Annotated in this window: 20 protein-coding genes; 18 read left to right on the top strand and 2 right to left on the bottom strand. The window is 62.6% G+C overall.

Translation table 11 applies throughout. The features are described 5' to 3' along the window. Window position 1: 1 nt before the first annotated feature. From EBL_RS07120 to cobT, 18 genes are read left to right on the top strand one after another with little or no spacing between them, the layout of a single operon-like run. Window positions 2-631, top strand: a complete 630-nt coding sequence (locus tag EBL_RS07120; RefSeq protein WP_002439999.1) for a cobalt-precorrin-8 methylmutase — start codon at window positions 2-4, stop codon at window positions 629-631. Further along, a complete protein-coding gene (gene cbiD, locus EBL_RS07125) occupies window positions 631-1773 on the top strand; it encodes a cobalt-precorrin-5B (C(1))-methyltransferase CbiD (RefSeq protein WP_002440002.1) in 1143 nt (380 codons plus the stop codon). The genes EBL_RS07120 and cbiD overlap by 1 nt, the downstream gene beginning before the upstream one ends. Beyond that, window positions 1767-2369 (top strand): cobalt-precorrin-7 (C(5))-methyltransferase, encoded by a 603-nt coding sequence (locus EBL_RS07130; protein ID WP_002440003.1) that lies wholly within the window; start codon window positions 1767-1769, stop codon window positions 2367-2369. Before cbiD ends, EBL_RS07130 begins: the two co-directional genes overlap by 7 nt. Further along, the gene (locus EBL_RS07135; RefSeq protein ID WP_002440005.1) at window positions 2359-2940 is read left to right on the top strand and encodes a decarboxylating cobalt-precorrin-6B (C(15))-methyltransferase; all 582 of its coding nucleotides are present in this window, start codon (window positions 2359-2361) and stop codon (window positions 2938-2940) included. Before EBL_RS07130 ends, EBL_RS07135 begins: the two co-directional genes overlap by 11 nt. Continuing rightward, window positions 2924-3697 (top strand): cobalt-precorrin-4 methyltransferase, encoded by a 774-nt coding sequence (locus EBL_RS07140; protein ID WP_002440007.1) that lies wholly within the window; start codon window positions 2924-2926, stop codon window positions 3695-3697. The genes EBL_RS07135 and EBL_RS07140 overlap by 17 nt, the downstream gene beginning before the upstream one ends. Next, entirely contained in the window at window positions 3678-4751 is a 1074-nt protein-coding gene (locus EBL_RS07145) for a cobalt-precorrin 5A hydrolase (RefSeq protein WP_002440008.1), read from the top strand. Before EBL_RS07140 ends, EBL_RS07145 begins: the two co-directional genes overlap by 20 nt. Then, window positions 4745-5470, top strand: coding sequence for a precorrin-3B C(17)-methyltransferase (locus EBL_RS07150; RefSeq protein ID WP_002440011.1), 726 nt, complete (start codon window positions 4745-4747; stop codon window positions 5468-5470). Before EBL_RS07145 ends, EBL_RS07150 begins: the two co-directional genes overlap by 7 nt. After that, entirely contained in the window at window positions 5467-6261 is a 795-nt protein-coding gene (locus EBL_RS07155) for a cobalt-precorrin-6A reductase (protein WP_002440013.1), read from the top strand. The genes EBL_RS07150 and EBL_RS07155 overlap by 4 nt, the downstream gene beginning before the upstream one ends. Next, a complete protein-coding gene (gene cbiK / locus EBL_RS07160) occupies window positions 6258-7052 on the top strand; it encodes a sirohydrochlorin cobaltochelatase (protein ID WP_002440014.1) in 795 nt (264 codons plus the stop codon). Before EBL_RS07155 ends, cbiK begins: the two co-directional genes overlap by 4 nt. Then, window positions 7049-7762, top strand: a complete 714-nt coding sequence (locus tag EBL_RS07165; protein WP_002440016.1) for a cobalt-factor II C(20)-methyltransferase — start codon at window positions 7049-7051, stop codon at window positions 7760-7762. Before cbiK ends, EBL_RS07165 begins: the two co-directional genes overlap by 4 nt. After that, a complete protein-coding gene (gene cbiM / locus EBL_RS07170; protein WP_002440020.1) occupies window positions 7759-8496 on the top strand; it encodes a cobalt ECF transporter S component CbiM in 738 nt (245 codons plus the stop codon). The genes EBL_RS07165 and cbiM overlap by 4 nt, the downstream gene beginning before the upstream one ends. Then, complete coding sequence (locus EBL_RS07175; RefSeq protein WP_002440023.1) at window positions 8493-8774, top strand: energy-coupling factor ABC transporter substrate-binding protein; 282 nt, start codon at window positions 8493-8495, stop codon at window positions 8772-8774. The genes cbiM and EBL_RS07175 overlap by 4 nt, the downstream gene beginning before the upstream one ends. Next, window positions 8761-9438 (top strand): energy-coupling factor ABC transporter transmembrane protein, encoded by a 678-nt coding sequence (locus EBL_RS07180; protein WP_002440025.1) that lies wholly within the window; start codon window positions 8761-8763, stop codon window positions 9436-9438. Before EBL_RS07175 ends, EBL_RS07180 begins: the two co-directional genes overlap by 14 nt. Before the next feature lie 9 nt (window positions 9439-9447). Beyond that, the gene (locus tag EBL_RS07185) at window positions 9448-10245 is read left to right on the top strand and encodes an ATP-binding cassette domain-containing protein (RefSeq protein WP_002440026.1); all 798 of its coding nucleotides are present in this window, start codon (window positions 9448-9450) and stop codon (window positions 10243-10245) included. Then, on the top strand, window positions 10242-11747 hold the full coding sequence (locus EBL_RS07190) for a cobyric acid synthase (protein WP_002440027.1): 1506 nt from the start codon (window positions 10242-10244) through the stop codon (window positions 11745-11747). Before EBL_RS07185 ends, EBL_RS07190 begins: the two co-directional genes overlap by 4 nt. After that, the gene (cobU, locus tag EBL_RS07195; RefSeq protein WP_002440030.1) at window positions 11744-12292 is read left to right on the top strand and encodes a bifunctional adenosylcobinamide kinase/adenosylcobinamide-phosphate guanylyltransferase; all 549 of its coding nucleotides are present in this window, start codon (window positions 11744-11746) and stop codon (window positions 12290-12292) included. Before EBL_RS07190 ends, cobU begins: the two co-directional genes overlap by 4 nt. Next, entirely contained in the window at window positions 12289-13029 is a 741-nt protein-coding gene (gene cobS / locus EBL_RS07200) for an adenosylcobinamide-GDP ribazoletransferase (RefSeq protein WP_002440031.1), read from the top strand. The genes cobU and cobS overlap by 4 nt, the downstream gene beginning before the upstream one ends. Before the next feature lie 34 nt (window positions 13030-13063). Next, window positions 13064-14119 carry a nicotinate-nucleotide--dimethylbenzimidazole phosphoribosyltransferase gene (gene cobT / locus EBL_RS07205; RefSeq protein WP_174270547.1) on the top strand — a complete coding sequence of 352 codons (1056 nt, stop codon included), beginning with the start codon at window positions 13064-13066 and terminating at the stop codon, window positions 14117-14119. Here the strand turns inward: cobT and EBL_RS07210 are convergent. Together EBL_RS07210 and proP are read right to left on the bottom strand one after the other, a co-directional pair. Then, window positions 14116-14811: a 4'-phosphopantetheinyl transferase family protein gene (locus EBL_RS07210; RefSeq protein WP_002440034.1), complete on the bottom strand. Its 696-nt coding sequence runs from the start codon at window positions 14809-14811 to the stop codon at window positions 14116-14118. The two genes, cobT and EBL_RS07210, sit on opposite strands and share 4 nt — an antisense overlap. A gap of 94 nt (window positions 14812-14905) precedes the next feature. Beyond that, window positions 14906-16405 (bottom strand): glycine betaine/L-proline transporter ProP, encoded by a 1500-nt coding sequence (gene proP / locus EBL_RS07215; protein ID WP_126298295.1) that lies wholly within the window; start codon window positions 16403-16405, stop codon window positions 14906-14908. Window positions 16406-16481 lie beyond the last annotated feature (76 nt).

Below are 16481 nucleotides of genomic sequence, written 5' to 3' on the forward strand. Positions count from 1 at the left end.
AATGAAATATATCCAATCCCCCCAGACTATAGAGAACGAAAGTTTTCATATTATCGGCGACATTATTGCCCGGGAGCGCCCGGACTACCGTTTTGCCAGCCCGCTCCATGAGGCGGTGATCAAACGGGTTATCCACACCACGGCGGATTTCGACTGGCTGGATATTTTATGGTTTTCTGACCACGGGCTGCCCCGTCTGCAGGCGGCGCTGCGCAGCGGCTGCACCCTGTATACGGATACCACCATGGCCCTGTCGGGGATCAACAAACAGCGCCTTGCCGACTGGGGCAGTGAATGCCGCTGTTTTATCCGCGATCCGCGGGTGGTGGCGGCAGCCAGAAATCAGGGTATCACCCGCTCCATGGCGGCGGTGGATCTGGCACTGACAATGCCCGGCAAAAAAGTGTTTGTCTTTGGTAACGCCCCTACGGCGCTGTTTCGCCTGCTGGAACAACAGGGGGAGGCCGAAGGCGTTATCGGTGTGCCGGTGGGCTTTGTGGGGGCGGCAGAATCCAAACAGGCGCTGATAGACAGCAACCACACCGGGGTGGCAGCCCGGGGGCGCAAAGGCGGCAGCAACGTGGCGGCCGCCATTGTCAATGCGCTTCTCTATTTCAGCGGAGAAGCGTAATGGAGAGCACCACCGGGCAGGAGACGGTCTGGCATAACGGCAAAGCGCTGCGCCGGGGGTATACCACCGGCTCCTGCGCCACGGCGGCGGCGAAAGTGGCGGCGCTGATGGTGCTGCGCCAGCACCTGATCCACCAGGTCTCCATCACCACCCCGTCCGGCGTGGTGCTGAATCTTAACGTTGAGCAGCCCCACATTGAAGGCCAGCAGGCGGTTGCGGCTATCCGCAAAGACGGCGGCGATGATATCGACGCCACCCACGGCATGCTGATCTTCGCCCGGGTGCGGCTTAACCACAGCGGCACCATCAGCCTGCAAGGCGGCGACGGGATAGGAAAAGTGACCCGCAACGGGGTGGGGCTGGCCATTGGCGAGCCCGCTATTAACCGCACCCCGCGCCAGACCATAGAAGCCGCCGTGCGTGAGGCCATCGGCCCGGCGCGCGGGGCTGAGGTGGAAATCTTCGCCCCTGAAGGGGAAGCGCGGGCGCAAAAAACCTACAACGCCCGGCTGGGGATCCTGGGGGGCATTTCGATTATCGGCACCACCGGCATTGTCACGCCCATGTCCGAAGAGAGCTGGAAACGCTCCCTGGCCCTGGAGCTGGAGGTCAAACACGCCGCCGGTCTTAACCGGGTGATCCTCGCCCCGGGCAACCATGCGGAGCGTTTCGTGCGTGACCAGCTGCACCTTGACGGGGAGAGCGTCGTCACCATGAGCAACTTTGTGGGATACATGATTCAGGAGGCGGTGCGCCTTGGCTTCAGCCAGATTGTGCTGCTCGGCCACCCGGGGAAACTAATCAAAATTGCTGCCGGGATCTTCCACACCCACAGCCATATTGCGGACGGGCGCATGGAAACGCTGGTGGCCCACCTGGCGCTGATGGGGGCGCCTCACCCGGTGCTGGTGGCGGTGAGCGAATGCGACACCACCGAAGCGGCCATGGAGGTCATCAGCGCCGCCGGGCTACAGGCTATCTGGCCACTGCTGGCGCGGCGTATCTGCCAGCGGGTCGAAGAGATGCTGCGCTACACCCGTAACCCGCCGCGCTGCGACGCGGTCATGTTCGCGTTTGACAACCAGGTGCTGGGCAGCAACCGCCCGCTGGCGGATATTTTCGCCGGGTGGCCCACATGCTGACGGTCGTCGGTATCGGGCCGGGCCAGCACGAGCTTCTCACGCTGGCCGGGCAGGCCGCCATCGCCCGGGCGGAGATCCTGGTCGGCGGCAAGCGCCACCTGGCCCTTTACGGGCGCGCCGGGGTGCTGTGCCGCCCGCTGGATGCGGATCTCGACGGGCTGATGCACTGGCTGGCGGACAACCGGCAGCGCGAGGTGGTGATCCTCGCCTCCGGCGATCCGCTGCTGTACGGCATCGGCAACCGGCTGGTGGCCCATTTCGGGCTCGCCGGGGTGACGGTTATCCCCGGGATCAGCGCCGTTCAGTATTTATGCGCCCGGGCGGGGATCCCGCTGAATGATATCTACATCACCAGTAGCCACGGCCGGGTTGCGGATTTCGACCAGATCCTCGCCTATCCCCGGGTGGCAATGGTGACCGACAACCACACCGGCCCCTGGCAGATAGCCCGGGCCATTATGCAGCGCAACCTGACGCGCACCCTGATTATTGGCGAGTCGCTCTCCTTACCCGGGGAGCGCATCCACCGGCTGAAGCCGCACCAGGTCGCACAACATTACGCAATGAACGTGGTGGTAATACTGAATGAAGGATGAGCTGTTTTTACGCGGCCAGCAGGTGCCGATGACCAAAGAAGCGGTGCGGGCCCTGGCCCTGTCGCGCCTGGAGCTGCACAACGCCACCACCCTGATAGACGTGGGGGCGGGCACCGGGAGTATCTCCCTGGAGGCGGCGCTACAGTACCCGCGCTTACGGGTCACCGCCATTGAGCGCAAACCGGAAGCCCTGGCCCTGATGGCGGAAAACTGCCGCCATTTTGGCTGTGAGGACAATATCCGGCTGCTCCAGGGCGAGGCACCACTGCCGCTGGCGCAGCGGGCAGACGCCATCTTCATTGGCGGCAGCGGCGGCCAGCTGGCGGCGCTGACGGACTGGGCCCTGGCCCACCTTAACCCCGGCGGGCGGCTGGTAATGACGTTTATCCTGCTGGAGAACCTCCACCAGGCGCTGGCGCACCTCAGCGCCCGCCCGGTGGCGAATCTTGACTGCCAGCAAATACAGCAATCGGCACTGACCCGGCTGGGCCAGGGCCACTATTTCAAACCCAATAACCCGGTGTATCTGATGTCCTGCACCCTGGAGGCGGCTTATGACGCACGCTATTGATCGTCACTGTGTCTGGTTTGTGGGGGCCGGTCCCGGCGACTGCGAGCTTATCACCGTAAAAGGGCTGCGCCTGCTGCAACAGGCCGACGTGGTGATTTACGCCGGATCGCTGATTAACCCGCAACTGCTGGACTACTGTCCGGCACAGGCCCGCTGCCACGACAGCGCCGGGCTGCACCTGCAGCAGATTATCGATCTGATGCGCGAAGGCATTGCGGCGGGCAAGCTGGTGGTGCGCCTGCAAACCGGCGATCTCTCCCTGTACGGGTCGATTCGCGAACAGGGGGAGGCCCTCAGCCAGTTGCAGATCCCCTGGCAGGTGGTGCCCGGGGTGAGCGCATTCCAGGGGGCCGCCGCCCAGCTGGGGCTGGAGTACACCGTACCGGAAGTCTCCCAGAGCCTGATTATCACCCGCATGGAAGGGCGCACCCCTATGCCTGCGCGGGAGTCCCTGGCGGGCTTTGCCGCGCACCGCACCTCAATGGCGATTTACCTGTCAGTGCAGCGGATCAACAAAGTTGCCGAACAGCTGATCGCCGGGGGCTACCGGCCAGAAACCCCGGTAGCCGTGGTCTACAAGGCCACCTGGCCGGAAAGCCAGACCCTGCGCGGCACCCTTGCGGATATCAGCGAGCAGGTGCGGGCGGCGGATATCCGTAAAACGGCCCTTATCCTGGTGGGGGACTTCCTGGGTGATGAATACCACAACTCAAAACTGTACGACGCCGCATTCAGCCATGAATACCGCAAAGCCTGAGCCCCTGGCCCTGTTTTGCCTGACCCCGGGCGGGGTGGCACTGGCCCGGCGCCTGCAGCCCCACCTGGCGCTGGCCTGTTTTACCAGCCCGGCCCTGGTGGCCCCCGGGTTTCACCCCTTTGAGGGGGGGCTTATGGCCCACGTGCGCCGGGCATTTACACAGTATCCGGCGCTGATCATCATCGGCGCTACCGGGGTGGCGGTGCGCGCCATCGCCCCGGTAGTGCAGGATAAGTTTCGCGATCCGGCAGTGGTGGTTATTGATGAGCAGGGGCAGCACGTGATCAGCCTGCTCTCCGGCCATATGGGCGGGGCCAATGCGCTGACCCGGCAACTGGCCGGGCTGCTGGGGGCGGACCCGGTGATCACCACCGCCACAGACGTTAACCAGCTGGCGGCGCTGGATCTGCTGGCCCGCCAGCTGAACGCGCGCAGTGACCATTTCCGCCACCATGTGAAAACCATTAACCAGGGGCTGGTCAGCGGGCAGCGCATCGGCCTGTGGTGGGATAACGCCACCCTGGGGCAGCCGCCGGAGCTGGATCTGCGCGGGTTTATCCCGGTTGCGGATATCCGCAACCCGGGGGCGCTGGATAACCTGGTGTGCATTACCCTGGCGGACACCTTGCCTGCCTGCGGGATCCCGCTGGTGAAGCTGGTCCCCCGGCGGGTGGTGGCGGGCATGGGCTGCCGACGCCACAGCGATCCGGGCACCGTGGAGAGGCTGCTGCGCCAGCAACTGGCGGCCAACCACCTGGATCCTCTGGCCCTGGGGGCCATCAGCAGTATTGATCTGAAACGGGACGAACCGGCGCTTATGGCGCTGGCGCAACAGTTCGACGTTCCGTTTCACACCTTCAGCGCAGAGACGCTGCGCCGCTATGAGCATCAGGTGCCCGGTTCGGCGTTTGTACGCCAGATAACCGGGGTGGGGAATGTGTCGCAAACCGCCGCCTGGCACCTGTGCCAGGGGGATTTTATCGGTGAGCCGCTGCGTGAGCAGGGGGTCACTATTGCATTAGGCAGGCTGCCTGGAGTGGAAAACAAATGTTAACTGTAATCGGAATTGGCCCCGGGGCCGTAGCCACCATGACCGGGGAAGCCGTTGAGGCACTGGAGCAGGCGGAAATTATTGTCGGGTACAAAACCTACACCCACCTGGTGAAAAGTTTTACCGGTGACAAGCAGGTGATCAAAACCGGCATGTGTAAAGAGATAGAGCGCTGCCAGACCGCCATTGACCTGGCGGCAGAGGGCCACAATGTGGCGCTGATCAGCAGTGGTGATGCGGGGATCTACGGCATGGCCGGTCTGGTGCTGGAGCTGGTCAGCCAGCAGCAGCGCAACGTAGAGGTGCGGATTATCCCGGGGATGACCGCAAGTATTGCGGCTGCCGCATTGCTGGGCGCCCCTCTGATGCACGACTTCTGCCACATCAGCCTCAGTGATCTGCTCACCCCGTGGCCGGTGATTGAGAAACGCATCATCGCCGCAGGCGAGGCAGATTTCGTTATCTGCTTCTATAACCCGCGCAGCCGTGGCCGGGAAGGGCACCTGGCCCGGGCCTTTGAGCTGCTTAAAGGGGTCAAGGATCCGGCCACCCCGGTGGGGGTTGTTAAGGCCGCCGGGCGCAAAAAACAGGAGAAATGGCTCACCACCCTCGGGGAGATGGACTTCGAACCGGTCGACATGACAAGCCTTGTGATCGTCGGGAACCAGACCACCTATGTGCGTGACGGGCTGATGATCACCCCCCGGGGCTACAACCTGTGACCTGCGGGGAGCTCCTGCTGGTTGGCGGCACCAGCGATGCCCGGGAACTGTGCCTGATGCTGGACCAGGCCGGGCTGGCTTATACCCTTTCTGTTGCCAGCGAGGTGGGCCGCCAGCTGGCCGGGCCGATTCATGGCGCGGTCCGCACCGGCAAGCTGGATGCCGCAGGGCTGAAAGCGTGGCTGTGCGCTAACCGCACCCGCCAGGTGATTGATGCTTCCCACCCCTATGCGCAACTGGTCAGCGCGAATCTGGCCAGTGTCTGCCGCGAGCTGGCGATTCCGTTGCTGCGCTGGCAGCGCCCGGGGCTGATTGATGCCATCGACCACCCGCTGCTGCTGCGGGCGGCGAGCCTGGCGCAGGCCTGCGCCCTGGCCGCCCCCCTGGGGCCGCGTGTCCTGCTGACCACCGGCAGCAAGGATCTGGCCCACTGGCAGCGCGGCCTGCCGGGGAAAACCCTGCTTGCCCGGGTGTTGCCGACCTCCGGCGTGCTGGCCCAGTGTGAGGCTCTCGGCCTCGGGGTCGGGCAAATTTTTGCCCTGTGCCCGCCATTTAGCGAGGCATTTAACCGGGCTTTTTATGAACAGTGTCAGCCGGATGTGGTGATCACTAAAGAGTCCGGCAAAGAGGGCGGGTTTATCGAGAAAGTGCGCCCGTGCCTTGAGATGAAGATCCCCTGCATTGTGCTGACCCGCCCGGCCAGTCCGCTGCCTGTCGGGCAAATTATTACGACTTATGGCGAATTCGCCGATTTTCTGGCAACCCTGGCGTTGCCGAGGAGCCACCCATGAAAAAAGCCCTGCTGGTTATCAGCTTCGGCACCAGCTATGCGGATACCCGCGAGAAAAACATCACCGCCTGCGAACAGGCACTGGCGGCCAGTTGCCCGGGGCGGGATCTGTTCCGGGCATTCACCTCGGGGATGATTATCCGCAAACTCCGCCAGCGCGATAACCTGGTTGTCGACACCCCCCGCCAGGCCCTTGAGCGGCTGGCGGCGCTGGGATATCAGGATGTGGCTATCCAGTCTTTGCATATTATTAACGGCGACGAGTTCGAAAAAATCACCGCCGAAGTGCAACAGATGCAGGGGCGTTTTCAGCGCCTGACCCTCGGTATGCCGCTGATCAGCAGTTTTTCCGACTACGAAGCGCTGCTGGCGGCCCTGGTGCAGCAGTCGCCCGCCCTCGGGCCGGACGACCGGCTGGTGCTGATGGGGCACGGGGCCAGCCACCACGCCTTTGCGGCCTACGCCTGTCTGGATCATATGATGACCAGCCGCCGCCTGCCGATGCGGGTCGGGGCGGTGGAAAGCTACCCGGAGATCGATCTGCTGGTGGCGGATCTGGTGGCGCAGGGGGTGCGCAAAGTGCACCTGATGCCGCTGATGCTGGTGGCCGGGGACCACGCGAGGAACGATATGGCCTCCGACGATGACGACGCCTGGAAAATGCGCTTTATCCGCGCCGGGATCCCGGCCCAGGCCTGGCTACAGGGGCTGGGTGAAAACCCGGCAGTCCGCGCTCTGTTTGTGCAGCATTTACACCAGGCGCTGGGTAGCGCCGGGCAGGAGGCAGCATGAGCGGACGTCTGTACGCCCTGGGAACGGGCCCGGGAGCCAGTGATTTAATTACCGTGCGCGCTGCCCGTCTGCTGGGCCAGCTGGATGTCCTGTTTGCCCCGGCCGGGCGCAAAGGCGGGGACAGTCTGGCGCTCTCGATTGTGCGTGAATACCTCGGGGCCCACACGGAGATCCGCTGCTGCCACTTCCCGATGAGCGCCGACAGCGCGGAAAAACAGCAGGCCTGGGATACGGTCTGCGCACAGATAACCGAACAGGTGCAGGCCGGGAAACAGGTGGGGTTTATCACCCTCGGGGATGCGATGCTGTTCAGCACCTGGGTCTTTTTGCTGGCCCGTCTGGGTAACCCGCCGTGGCTGGAAATTGTTCCGGGGGTGACCTCATTTGCGGCCATTGCTGCCCGCAGCGCGATGCCACTGTGTATGGAGCAGCAGTCCATGGCGGTGGTGGCCTGCACCGCAGGCGACGAGGCCATTGTCCGGGCGCTGCGCGATAATGAGTGCGTGGTGCTGATGAAGGTCTATGGCCGCTTTGCCGCCATAAAAGCCCGGCTTCGCGAGCTGGGCCTGCTGGAGCACGCCCTGATGATGTCAGAGGCCACCCTGCCGGGTGAGCAGTGCTGGCGGGATCTGGCAAGCCTTGCGGATGACACGCCGCTGGCCTATTTCTCCACCATTGTGGTGAACAAATCCTGGAGCGCTGCACAATGAAGGCGCAGATCCGCTACCTCGCCATGAGTGCCGGGGCGCCAGCCCTGGTCCTGATGGCGGTGCCTGCCGATGCCTGGGCGATGCACATCATGGAGGGTTTTTTACCGCCTCTTCACGCCCTGGTGTGGTGGCTTTTGTTCCTGCCGTGCCTGTGGCTGGGGCTGGTGCGCCTGCGCCAGATAGTCAGCGCAGACAGCAACCAGAAAGTGCTGCTGGCCCTGTGCGGTGCGTTTATTTTTGTGCTCTCGGCACTGAAGATCCCCTCCGTCACCGGCAGTTGTTCACACCCGACCGGCGCGGGGCTGGCGGTTATTCTGTTCGGCCCCGGGGTGGTGGCTATTCTCGGGGCGATTGTGCTGCTGTTTCAGGCACTGCTGCTGGCCCACGGGGGGCTGACCACCCTTGGCGCTAACGGCATGTCGATGGCGGTTCTCGGCCCGGTGGTCGGGTATCTGGTCTGGAGGCTGGCTACCCGTGCCGGGCTGCGCCGGGATGTGGCCATATTCCTGTGCGCGGCGCTGGCGGATCTGGCGACCTATGTGGTCACCTCGCTACAGCTCGGGGTCGCCTTCCCGGATCCCCACAGCGGGGTTGCCGGATCGGTGATGAAATTTATGGGGATCTTCTGCCTCACCCAGGTGCCTGTCGCCATTGCCGAAGGGCTGCTGACGGTGCTGATTTATGATCAGCTGAGTAAACGCCACCTGGTACAGGCCCCGGGAGTACGCGGATGAAAAAGAGCCTGTTATTGCTGGCCCTGGTGGCGGGGCTGATGATCCTGCCGTTTTTTGTTTCCCACGGGGGGGAATATGGCGGCACGGATGATAAGGCCCGGGGGCAGATTCTGGCGATAAACCCTGAGTATCAACCCTGGTTTACGCCCCTCTATACCCCTGCCAGCAGTGAAATTGAAAGCCTGCTGTTTACGTTGCAGGGCTGCCTGGGCACGGCGGTGATTTTTTATATTCTGGGTTACTACCGGGGGCGGCGCGGCAGCCATGCTGGCGATTGATAAGATCAGCGGGCGCAGCCGCTGGTGCCACCGGGATCCCCGGCTCAAGCTGGGGTGCTGGGTGGTGCTGATGAGCCTTGCGCTGGGGCTACCGCCTGCCGGTCAGGCCGTGCTGGCGGCACTGATCGCCGCCCTGAGCTGCTGGATGCTGCGTGTCTCCCTGCGGCGCTGGCTGGGCTGGATTGCCATTCCCTGCGGTTTTTTACTGCTCAGCACCCTGACTATGCTGCTCAGTGCGGCGGCACAGCCCGCCGGGATGCTGTGGTCTGTTCCGCTGGGGTTTACGTATCTCGGGGTGCTGCCTGCCGGGCTTGATATGGCGAACCACACCCTGTGGCGCAGCCTGGCGGCCATTTCGGCCACCTTCTGGCTGGTGCTGAACCTGCCGTTTATTCAGCTGATTGCGCTGTTACAGCGCTGCCGGGTGCCGGTACTGCTCACTGAGCAGATCCTGCTGACCTGGCGGTTTATTTTTATTCTGCTTGATGAAATGCAGGCCATTTACCAGGCCCAGGCCCTGCGTTTTGGTTACCGCACCCTGAGGGGGAGCTACCGCTCCCTGGCGATGCTGGCGGGGATGTTGTTCTCCCGGGTGATGGTGCGCTATCAGCAGATGGCAACCGCCCTGGAAGTTAAGCTCTATCAGGGTGATTTTCATCTTTAAGGAGGCGTCATGCTGGCGACGGATGACCTGAGCTTTGGGTATCAGGATGAGGATGTTTTGCACCATCTGAGCCTGGATTTCTCCCGTTACCCTGTCACGGGGCTGGTGGGGGCGAACGGGTGCGGCAAATCCACGCTGTTTATGCTGCTCAGCGGCCTGCTGCGCCCGCGCCGGGGCCAGGTGCTGTGGCAGGGCAGCCCGCTGGACTACAGCAAAAAAGGGCTTCTCGCCCTGCGCCAGCGGGTGGTGACCGTGTTCCAGGATCCGGATCAGCAGCTGTTTTATACGGATATCGACAGCGATATCGCCTTCAGCCTGCGTAACCTGGGAATGGCGGAGCCGGAGATTGCCCGGCGGGTTGATGAGGCCCTGAAGCTGGTAGACGCAGAGCACTTTCGCCACCAGCCGATCCAGTACCTGAGCCACGGCCAGAAAAAACGCGTTGCCATTGCCGGGGCACTGGTAATGGAGGCGGACTACCTGCTGCTTGATGAGCCCACCGCCGGGCTGGATCCCGCCGGGCGCCAGCAGATGATAACGCTTATCCGGCGTATTGCCGCCGGCGGGAAACATGTCATTATCTCCAGCCACGATATTGATCTGATGTATGAGATTTGCCACGGGATCTACGTGATGCAGCGCGGGCGGCTGGTGGCCAGTGGAACACCGGACCAGGTCTTTCAGGATGCGGAGCTTATCCATCAGGCCGGGCTGGTGCAGCCCTGGCTGGTTAAGCTCTCCCGGTTGCCGGGGTTTGGCCTGTACCGTAGCGAACAACAACTTTTTAACCCCCAGGATACCCTATGACACGGGCAATAATGGTGCAGGGCACCGCCTCTGATGCAGGCAAAAGCGTGCTGGTGGCGGGACTGTGCCGGATTTTTTATCAGGATGGCCTGCGCTGCGCGCCGTTTAAATCCCAGAATATGGCGCTCAATTCCGGCATCACGCCAGACGGTAAAGAGATGGGGCGGGCGCAAATTTTCCAGGCCGAGGCGGCCGGTATCGCCCCGGATGTGCGCATGAACCCGGTGCTGCTCAAGCCCACCAGCGACAGCAAAGCCCAGGTGGTACTGATGGGCAAAGTGGCTACCGATATGGACGCCCGGCGCTATCACGACTATAAACCCCGGCTTAAGGCCCGGGTGCAGGCGGTCTACCGCAGCCTGGCCGCAGAGCAGGACGTGATGGTACTGGAAGGGGCAGGCAGCCCGGCTGAGATCAACCTGCGCGATCGGGATATCGTCAACATGGGGATGGCGGAGCTGGCCGAATGCCCGGTTATCCTGGTGGCGGATATCGATCGCGGCGGCGTTTTTGCCGCCATTTACGGCACCATTGCCCTGCTACAGGAGCACGAGCGCTGGCGGGTCAAAGGGGTGATTATCAATAAGTTCCGGGGGGATGTGGCCCTGCTGCAACCGGGGCTGGAGCAGATAGAAGCCCTGACCGGGGTGCCGGTGATTGGCGTGATGCCCTGGCTGGATATTGACCTGGAAGACGAAGACGGGGTGGCGATTCAGCGCGGTAAATATCACCATATGCCGCAGCAGGCGCTGGATATTGCCGTGGTACAGCTGCCGCATATCTCCAACTTTACGGATTTTAACCCGCTGGCCGCCCAGCCCGATGTACGGGTGCGCTATATTCGCCACCCGGCAGAGCTTGAGGGGGCGGATCTGGTGATTCTGCCCGGCAGTAAAAACACCCTCGGTGATTTACAGTGGCTGCACCACACCGGCATGGCAGAGGCCCTGGGGCGCTGGCGTGAAGCCGGGCACCCGCTGTTCGGGATCTGCGGCGGTTACCAGCTACTGGGCCGCCAGATTGACGATGATGTCGAGTCCGGCCTTGGCAGCCTGCCCGGTCTGGGGCTGCTGGCCGTCACCACCCGGTTTGCCCGGGATAAGGTCACCGTTCGCACCCGGGCCCGGGTACTGCCCGGGCTGCTGGATGACAGCGGCGGGCACCCGGTAGCCGGTTATGAGATTCATATGGGGACAACCCTGGTCGCGCCCGGCGTGCGCCCCCTGCTGGCCCTGGAAGAAGGTGGCGAAGATGGCGCCATCAGCGCCGACGGGCTGGTGGCCGGGTGTTATCTGCACGGTATTTTTGATAATACCGGCTTCACCCGCACCCTGCTGGATGCGCTGCGCCGCCGTAAAGGGCTGGCGGCCTGGCAGGGGGACGTGGTCGACTACCGCCAGTGGAAAGAGGCGCAGTTTGACACCCTGGCCGCCGCCATGCGCCAGCACATTGATATTGAAAAGGTCTACAGCATTATGGAACAACATCAGGAGCGCGCATGATTACGCTGATTACCGGCGGGGCGCGCAGCGGGAAAAGCGGCCACGCGGAACAACTGGCTGCCGCCGCCGGGGAAAAAGTGCTCTATATCGCCACCTCACAGGTGTGTGATGAGGAGATGGCTGAGCGGGTTGCCCATCACCGGGCCAGCCGCCCGGCCCACTGGCGCACGGTGGAGTGCTGGCGCGATCTGGCGAGTGTTATCACCCCGGAGAATGATCCCGAAGAGGTTATCCTGCTGGAGTGCATAACCACGCTTATCAGCAATCTGCTGTTCGAGGTGACCGGGGAGACCCCCGAGTCAGAGTGGGATTACGCGGCGATTGAGCAGTTTATTGGTCAGCAGATTGATACACTGCTGGCCGCCTGCGCCCGCTGCCCCTCGCCGGTGCTGCTGGTGACAAACGAAGTGGGGATGGGCATTGTGCCGGAAAATCGCCTGGCCCGGCACTTCCGAGATATGGCCGGGCGGGTCAACCAGCGGCTGGCCGCTGCGGCGCAGGATGTCTGGCTCGTGGTTTCAGGAATAGGAGTAAAAATAAAATGATACGGTTGTTCTGGGCAACACTCTCTTTTATGAGCCGCTTACCGGTGCCTCAGCGCTGGAGCCGCGGTGTGGAAATTGACCAGTATGTGCGCGGCATTGTCACCTTTCCGGTGATTGGCCTGCTGCTGGGGGGGTTAAGCGGGCTGGTGTTTTTGTTTATCCAGCCCGGTGGCGGGATCCCTGTGGCGGCCTTTGCCTGCGTACTGGCCCTGGCGCTGCTTACCGGCGGCCTGCATCTGGATGGCCTGGCGGATACCTGTGACGGGGTCTTTTCCGCCCGCTCCCGGGAGCGGATGCTGGAGATCATGCGCGACAGTCGGCTCGGCACCCACGGGGGGCTGGCGCTGATTTTTGTGCTGCTGGGGAAAGTGCTGGTAATAAGCGAGCTGGCGGTACGCGGTAATGCCATGTTACCGGTGCTGGCCTGCGCGTGCATTGCCGGGCGCAGCGCGGTGGTGATGATGATGTACCGCCAGCGCTATGCCCGGGAACAGGGCATGGGCAATTTGTTTATCGGCAAGCTGAGCGCTCAGCAGGTGCTGACGACGCTTATCCTCGGGCTGGTGCTCTGTTTTGCCGGGCTGCACCTGCGTGGGGTGCTGGCAATGCTGGCGACCATTGTGCTGGTCTGGGTGCTGGGGTGCGCACTGAAAAGAACCCTGGGCGGCCAGACCGGGGATACCCTTGGCGCCGCCATTGAACTGGGCGAGCTGGTATTTTTACTGGCGCTGTTATAACCATAAAAACGGAGAAGAGCAGGTGAACACTGACATAGCAAATATCGCCGCCCTGGTCGCGCAAATCGACGCGCCGGACCAGCAGGCACAGGGCGAGGCCGCACGCCATATTGACGGGCTGTTAAAACCGGTGGGTAGCCTGGGGCGGCTGGAGTCTCTGGCAATCCAGCTGGCCGGGATGCCCGGCTGGCGGGGGCAGGTCAGTAAACCGGCTCACAAGGCGATTCTGGTGATGTGCGCCGACCACGGCGTTTATGAGGAAGGGGTCGCCGTCTCGCCCAAGGCGGTTACCGCGATTCAGGCCCTGAATATGACCCGCCACAATACCGGCGTGTGTGTGCTGGCCGCCGCCGCCGGGGCGCAGGTGCACGTGGTGGATACCGGTATTGACTGCGAGCCGCTCCCGGGGGTGAAAGATTTACGGGTTGCCAGAGGCTGCGGCAATATTGCCCGGGGCCCGGCCATGAGCCGCCAGCAGGCAGAGGCGCTGCTGCTGGCCTGCGCAGGCTATACCCGCGAGCTGGCCGCCGGAGGGGTGAAACTCTTTGGGGTGGGTGAGCTGGGGATTGCCAACACCACCCCGGCTGCGGCCATGGTCAGTGTGCTGACCGGCAGCGAGCCTGGCGAGGTGGTGGGGATCGGGGCGAACCTTCCCCGGGAGCAGTTGCAGCATAAAGTAGAGGTGGTGCGCCGGGCGCTGGCGGTAAACCAGCCGGACGCCAGCGACGGCCTGGATGTGCTGGCGAAAGTGGGCGGTTTTGATCTGGTGGGGATGGCCGGTGTGATGCTGGGTGCTGCCTCCTGCGGGCTGCCGGTGGTGCTGGATGGCTTCCTGTCTTATGCCTCGGCGCTGGCTGCCTGCCGGATTGCCCCCGGCCTGCATGATTACCTGATCCCGTCGCACTTCTCTGCGGAAAAGGGCGCGCGCATTGCGCTACAGCACCTTGATCTGGTGCCGTACCTGAATATGGATATGCGCCTGGGTGAAGGGAGCGGGGCGGCCCTGGCCATGCAACTGGTGGATGCGGCCTGCGCCATGTACAGCCAGATGGGCACCCTGGCGGAGTGCGCCATTGTCCTGCCCGATTAACCGGCGCAAAACAGCGATGTCATCACCCCGCCGTTAGTCAGCGAAAAGTTGCCCCGGTACAGGGTTCCCCTGACCGCTGCCGGGGCTAGCGTTTCCCTGAGCTGCAACACGAACTGCTGCTGCGCCATATCCAGTGCGTAAAGCGCGGCCGCATCACACCCGAAATAGCGCCCCACCTGCGGATACAGCGCCTTAAACAGGCTCTCTTTGGCGCTGAATGTCAGCAATAACCCGTGATAGTCCGTTAAGCCGCAGGTGGAAAACTGTGCCTGCTCCTCTGGGGTGGCAATGGCACTGGCGATACTGAGCAGGGTGCGCGCGTCGGCCATTTCAATATCAACACCGGGGCTCAGCCCGTAGCGTGCCGGGATCAGCAGCGCCAGCGCCCGCTCTGCGCTGTGTGACAGTGATCCGGCCACCGCGGGCGGCCACAGGGGCTCACGGTTGCTGCCGCTGGTAATATCGGCGGTGATCCCCCAGTGGCGCAGGATCTGCTGGCAGGCATAGCGCCCGGCGAGGTATTCCGCGAGCCTTTTGGGCACGGCCCGGGCAAGGTGTGCCGGGCGCAGAATGCCCAGCTGGCTGAACAGCGTATCCTGCCAGGCGGCCGGGTTGAAGTGCACCTCGCAGCAGAGTGCCCCGGGCTGGTGAGGGTGGGGGCTCAGGGTAACGTTGCGGATAAAAGCGGGCATAAGCGGCTCCGGGCGGTGATAAGCCCGGCTACTATAGGCGACACCGGGCCCGGAGGGAATGAAAAAACATGGCGGGGCAGCCCCCGCCACAGGGTCAGGCGGTAATACGCGGGTGCTGATCCACCAGGCTCTGGCGCTGGAGCATCAGGCGGGCGATCTCTTCGTCGATATTCTCGATTTTATGCTCGATATTATCGTGGTGCTCGCGCAGGATCTCCCGGGCTTCCTGAATGTCTGAGGCGGCAGGCGTTGCGCCTTTCAGGGGCCGGTTTGCCGTCTCTTTCATGGTCAGCGCGGTAGCCAGACCAATCACGGCGATAGCCATCAGATAGTAGGCGGGCATCAGCAGGTTGCTGGTGAACTCCACAAGCCAGGCGGTCAGTGTCGGCGTGATACCGGCAATCAGTACCGAGATATTAAACGCCAGTGCCAGGGCACTGTAGCGGATCTGGGTCGGGAACATGGCTGGCAGACAAGACGCCATCACCCCGATAAAGCAGTTAAGGATCACCGCCAGAATCAGCAGACCGGCAAAAATCAGCCCGATAACGCCGCTGTTAATCATCATAAAGCACGGTACTGCCAGCACCAGCAGGGCAAGGCTACCGCACAGGATAAACGGGCGGCGACCGATCCGGTCACTGAACAGGCCGATAAGCGGCTGCACAAACAGCATACCTATCATAATGGCGATGATAATCAGCACCCCGTGGTCTTCGGAATAGTGCAGATTGTGCGACAGATAGCTCGGCATATAGGTCAGCAGCATGTAGTAGGTCACGTTGGTGGTGATAACCAGGCCAACACAGACCAGCAGGCTGCGCCAGTGGCGGGTAGCTATCTCTTTAAACGAGATCTTCTTGCTGCTCAGCCCGTCGCGGTTTGTCTGTTCCTGCTTTTCCATATGCTGCTGGAAGGCCGGAGTCTCTTCCAGGGCGTGACGCAGATAGAGGCCAATCACCCCCAGCGGCAGTGCCAGGAAGAACGGCAGGCGCCAGCCCCACTCAAGGAAGTTTTCTTCACCGACCAGGGCGGAAATCAGCACCACCAGCCCGGCCCCGAGGACAAACCCGGCAATGGATCCGAAATCCAGCCAGCTGCCCATAAAGCCGCGTTTGCGGTCCGGTGAGTATTCCGCGACGAAGATGGACGCACCGGTATATTCGCCCCCGACAGAGAACCCCTGGGCCATTTTACACAGCAGCAACAGCACAGGAGCCCAGAGACCAATGGTCTCGTAAGCGGGGATGAGCCCGATACAAAATGTACTTAGCGACATAATGACAATGGTGATTGCCAGGATGCGCTGGCGGCCGTACTTATCCCCCAGCATACCGAAAAACAGGCCGCCGAGCGGGCGGATAAGAAAGGGCACGGAAAAGGTGGCCAGGGCGGCAATCATCTGAACGCCCGGGTTGGCATCCGGGAAGAAGACCTTACCCAGTGCGTAGGCGACGAATCCGTAAACCCCGAAGTCGAACCATTCCATTGCGTTGCCAAGAGAGGCGGCGGTGATAGCTTTACGTAGTTTGGCGTCATCAATAATGGTGACGTCACTTAAGGTAATCGGCGTGAGCTTTTTCCTTCTGCGGATCATAGGTGTTTGTCCTCGCGGCTGATGTTCGGCACGCCGGGGGTAACTGCAGGTCACGGGGCATCCGTGCCGCAAC

Origin of the sequence: Shimwellia blattae DSM 4481 = NBRC 105725 (genome assembly GCF_000262305.1) — a bacterium.
Taxonomy (GTDB): Bacteria; Pseudomonadota; Gammaproteobacteria; order Enterobacterales; family Enterobacteriaceae; genus Shimwellia; species Shimwellia blattae.

What these genes read in the sequence shown, in the direction of transcription:
- cobU (WP_002440030.1), top strand. Translation starts at nt 11,744, where the DNA reads ATGATTACGCTGATTACCGGCGGGGCGCGCAGCGGGAAAAGCGGCCAC.
- EBL_RS07175 (WP_002440023.1), top strand. Translation starts at nt 8,493, where the DNA reads ATGAAAAAGAGCCTGTTATTGCTGGCCCTGGTGGCGGGGCTGATGATC.
- EBL_RS07185 (WP_002440026.1), top strand. Translation starts at nt 9,448, where the DNA reads ATGCTGGCGACGGATGACCTGAGCTTTGGGTATCAGGATGAGGATGTT.
- EBL_RS07140 (WP_002440007.1), top strand. Translation starts at nt 2,924, where the DNA reads ATGACGCACGCTATTGATCGTCACTGTGTCTGGTTTGTGGGGGCCGGT.
- EBL_RS07130 (WP_002440003.1), top strand. Translation starts at nt 1,767, where the DNA reads ATGCTGACGGTCGTCGGTATCGGGCCGGGCCAGCACGAGCTTCTCACG.
- EBL_RS07190 (WP_002440027.1), top strand. Translation starts at nt 10,242, where the DNA reads ATGACACGGGCAATAATGGTGCAGGGCACCGCCTCTGATGCAGGCAAA.
- cbiD (WP_002440002.1), top strand. Translation starts at nt 631, where the DNA reads ATGGAGAGCACCACCGGGCAGGAGACGGTCTGGCATAACGGCAAAGCG.
- cbiK (WP_002440014.1), top strand. Translation starts at nt 6,258, where the DNA reads ATGAAAAAAGCCCTGCTGGTTATCAGCTTCGGCACCAGCTATGCGGAT.
- EBL_RS07145 (WP_002440008.1), top strand. Translation starts at nt 3,678, where the DNA reads ATGAATACCGCAAAGCCTGAGCCCCTGGCCCTGTTTTGCCTGACCCCG.
- EBL_RS07135 (WP_002440005.1), top strand. Translation starts at nt 2,359, where the DNA reads ATGAAGGATGAGCTGTTTTTACGCGGCCAGCAGGTGCCGATGACCAAA.
- EBL_RS07210 (WP_002440034.1), bottom strand. Translation starts at nt 14,811, where the DNA reads ATGCCCGCTTTTATCCGCAACGTTACCCTGAGCCCCCACCCTCACCAG.
- EBL_RS07150 (WP_002440011.1), top strand. Translation starts at nt 4,745, where the DNA reads ATGTTAACTGTAATCGGAATTGGCCCCGGGGCCGTAGCCACCATGACC.
- cobS (WP_002440031.1), top strand. Translation starts at nt 12,289, where the DNA reads ATGATACGGTTGTTCTGGGCAACACTCTCTTTTATGAGCCGCTTACCG.
- EBL_RS07165 (WP_002440016.1), top strand. Translation starts at nt 7,049, where the DNA reads ATGAGCGGACGTCTGTACGCCCTGGGAACGGGCCCGGGAGCCAGTGAT.
- EBL_RS07180 (WP_002440025.1), top strand. Translation starts at nt 8,761, where the DNA reads ATGCTGGCGATTGATAAGATCAGCGGGCGCAGCCGCTGGTGCCACCGG.
- EBL_RS07120 (WP_002439999.1), top strand. Translation starts at nt 2, where the DNA reads ATGAAATATATCCAATCCCCCCAGACTATAGAGAACGAAAGTTTTCAT.
- cbiM (WP_002440020.1), top strand. Translation starts at nt 7,759, where the DNA reads ATGAAGGCGCAGATCCGCTACCTCGCCATGAGTGCCGGGGCGCCAGCC.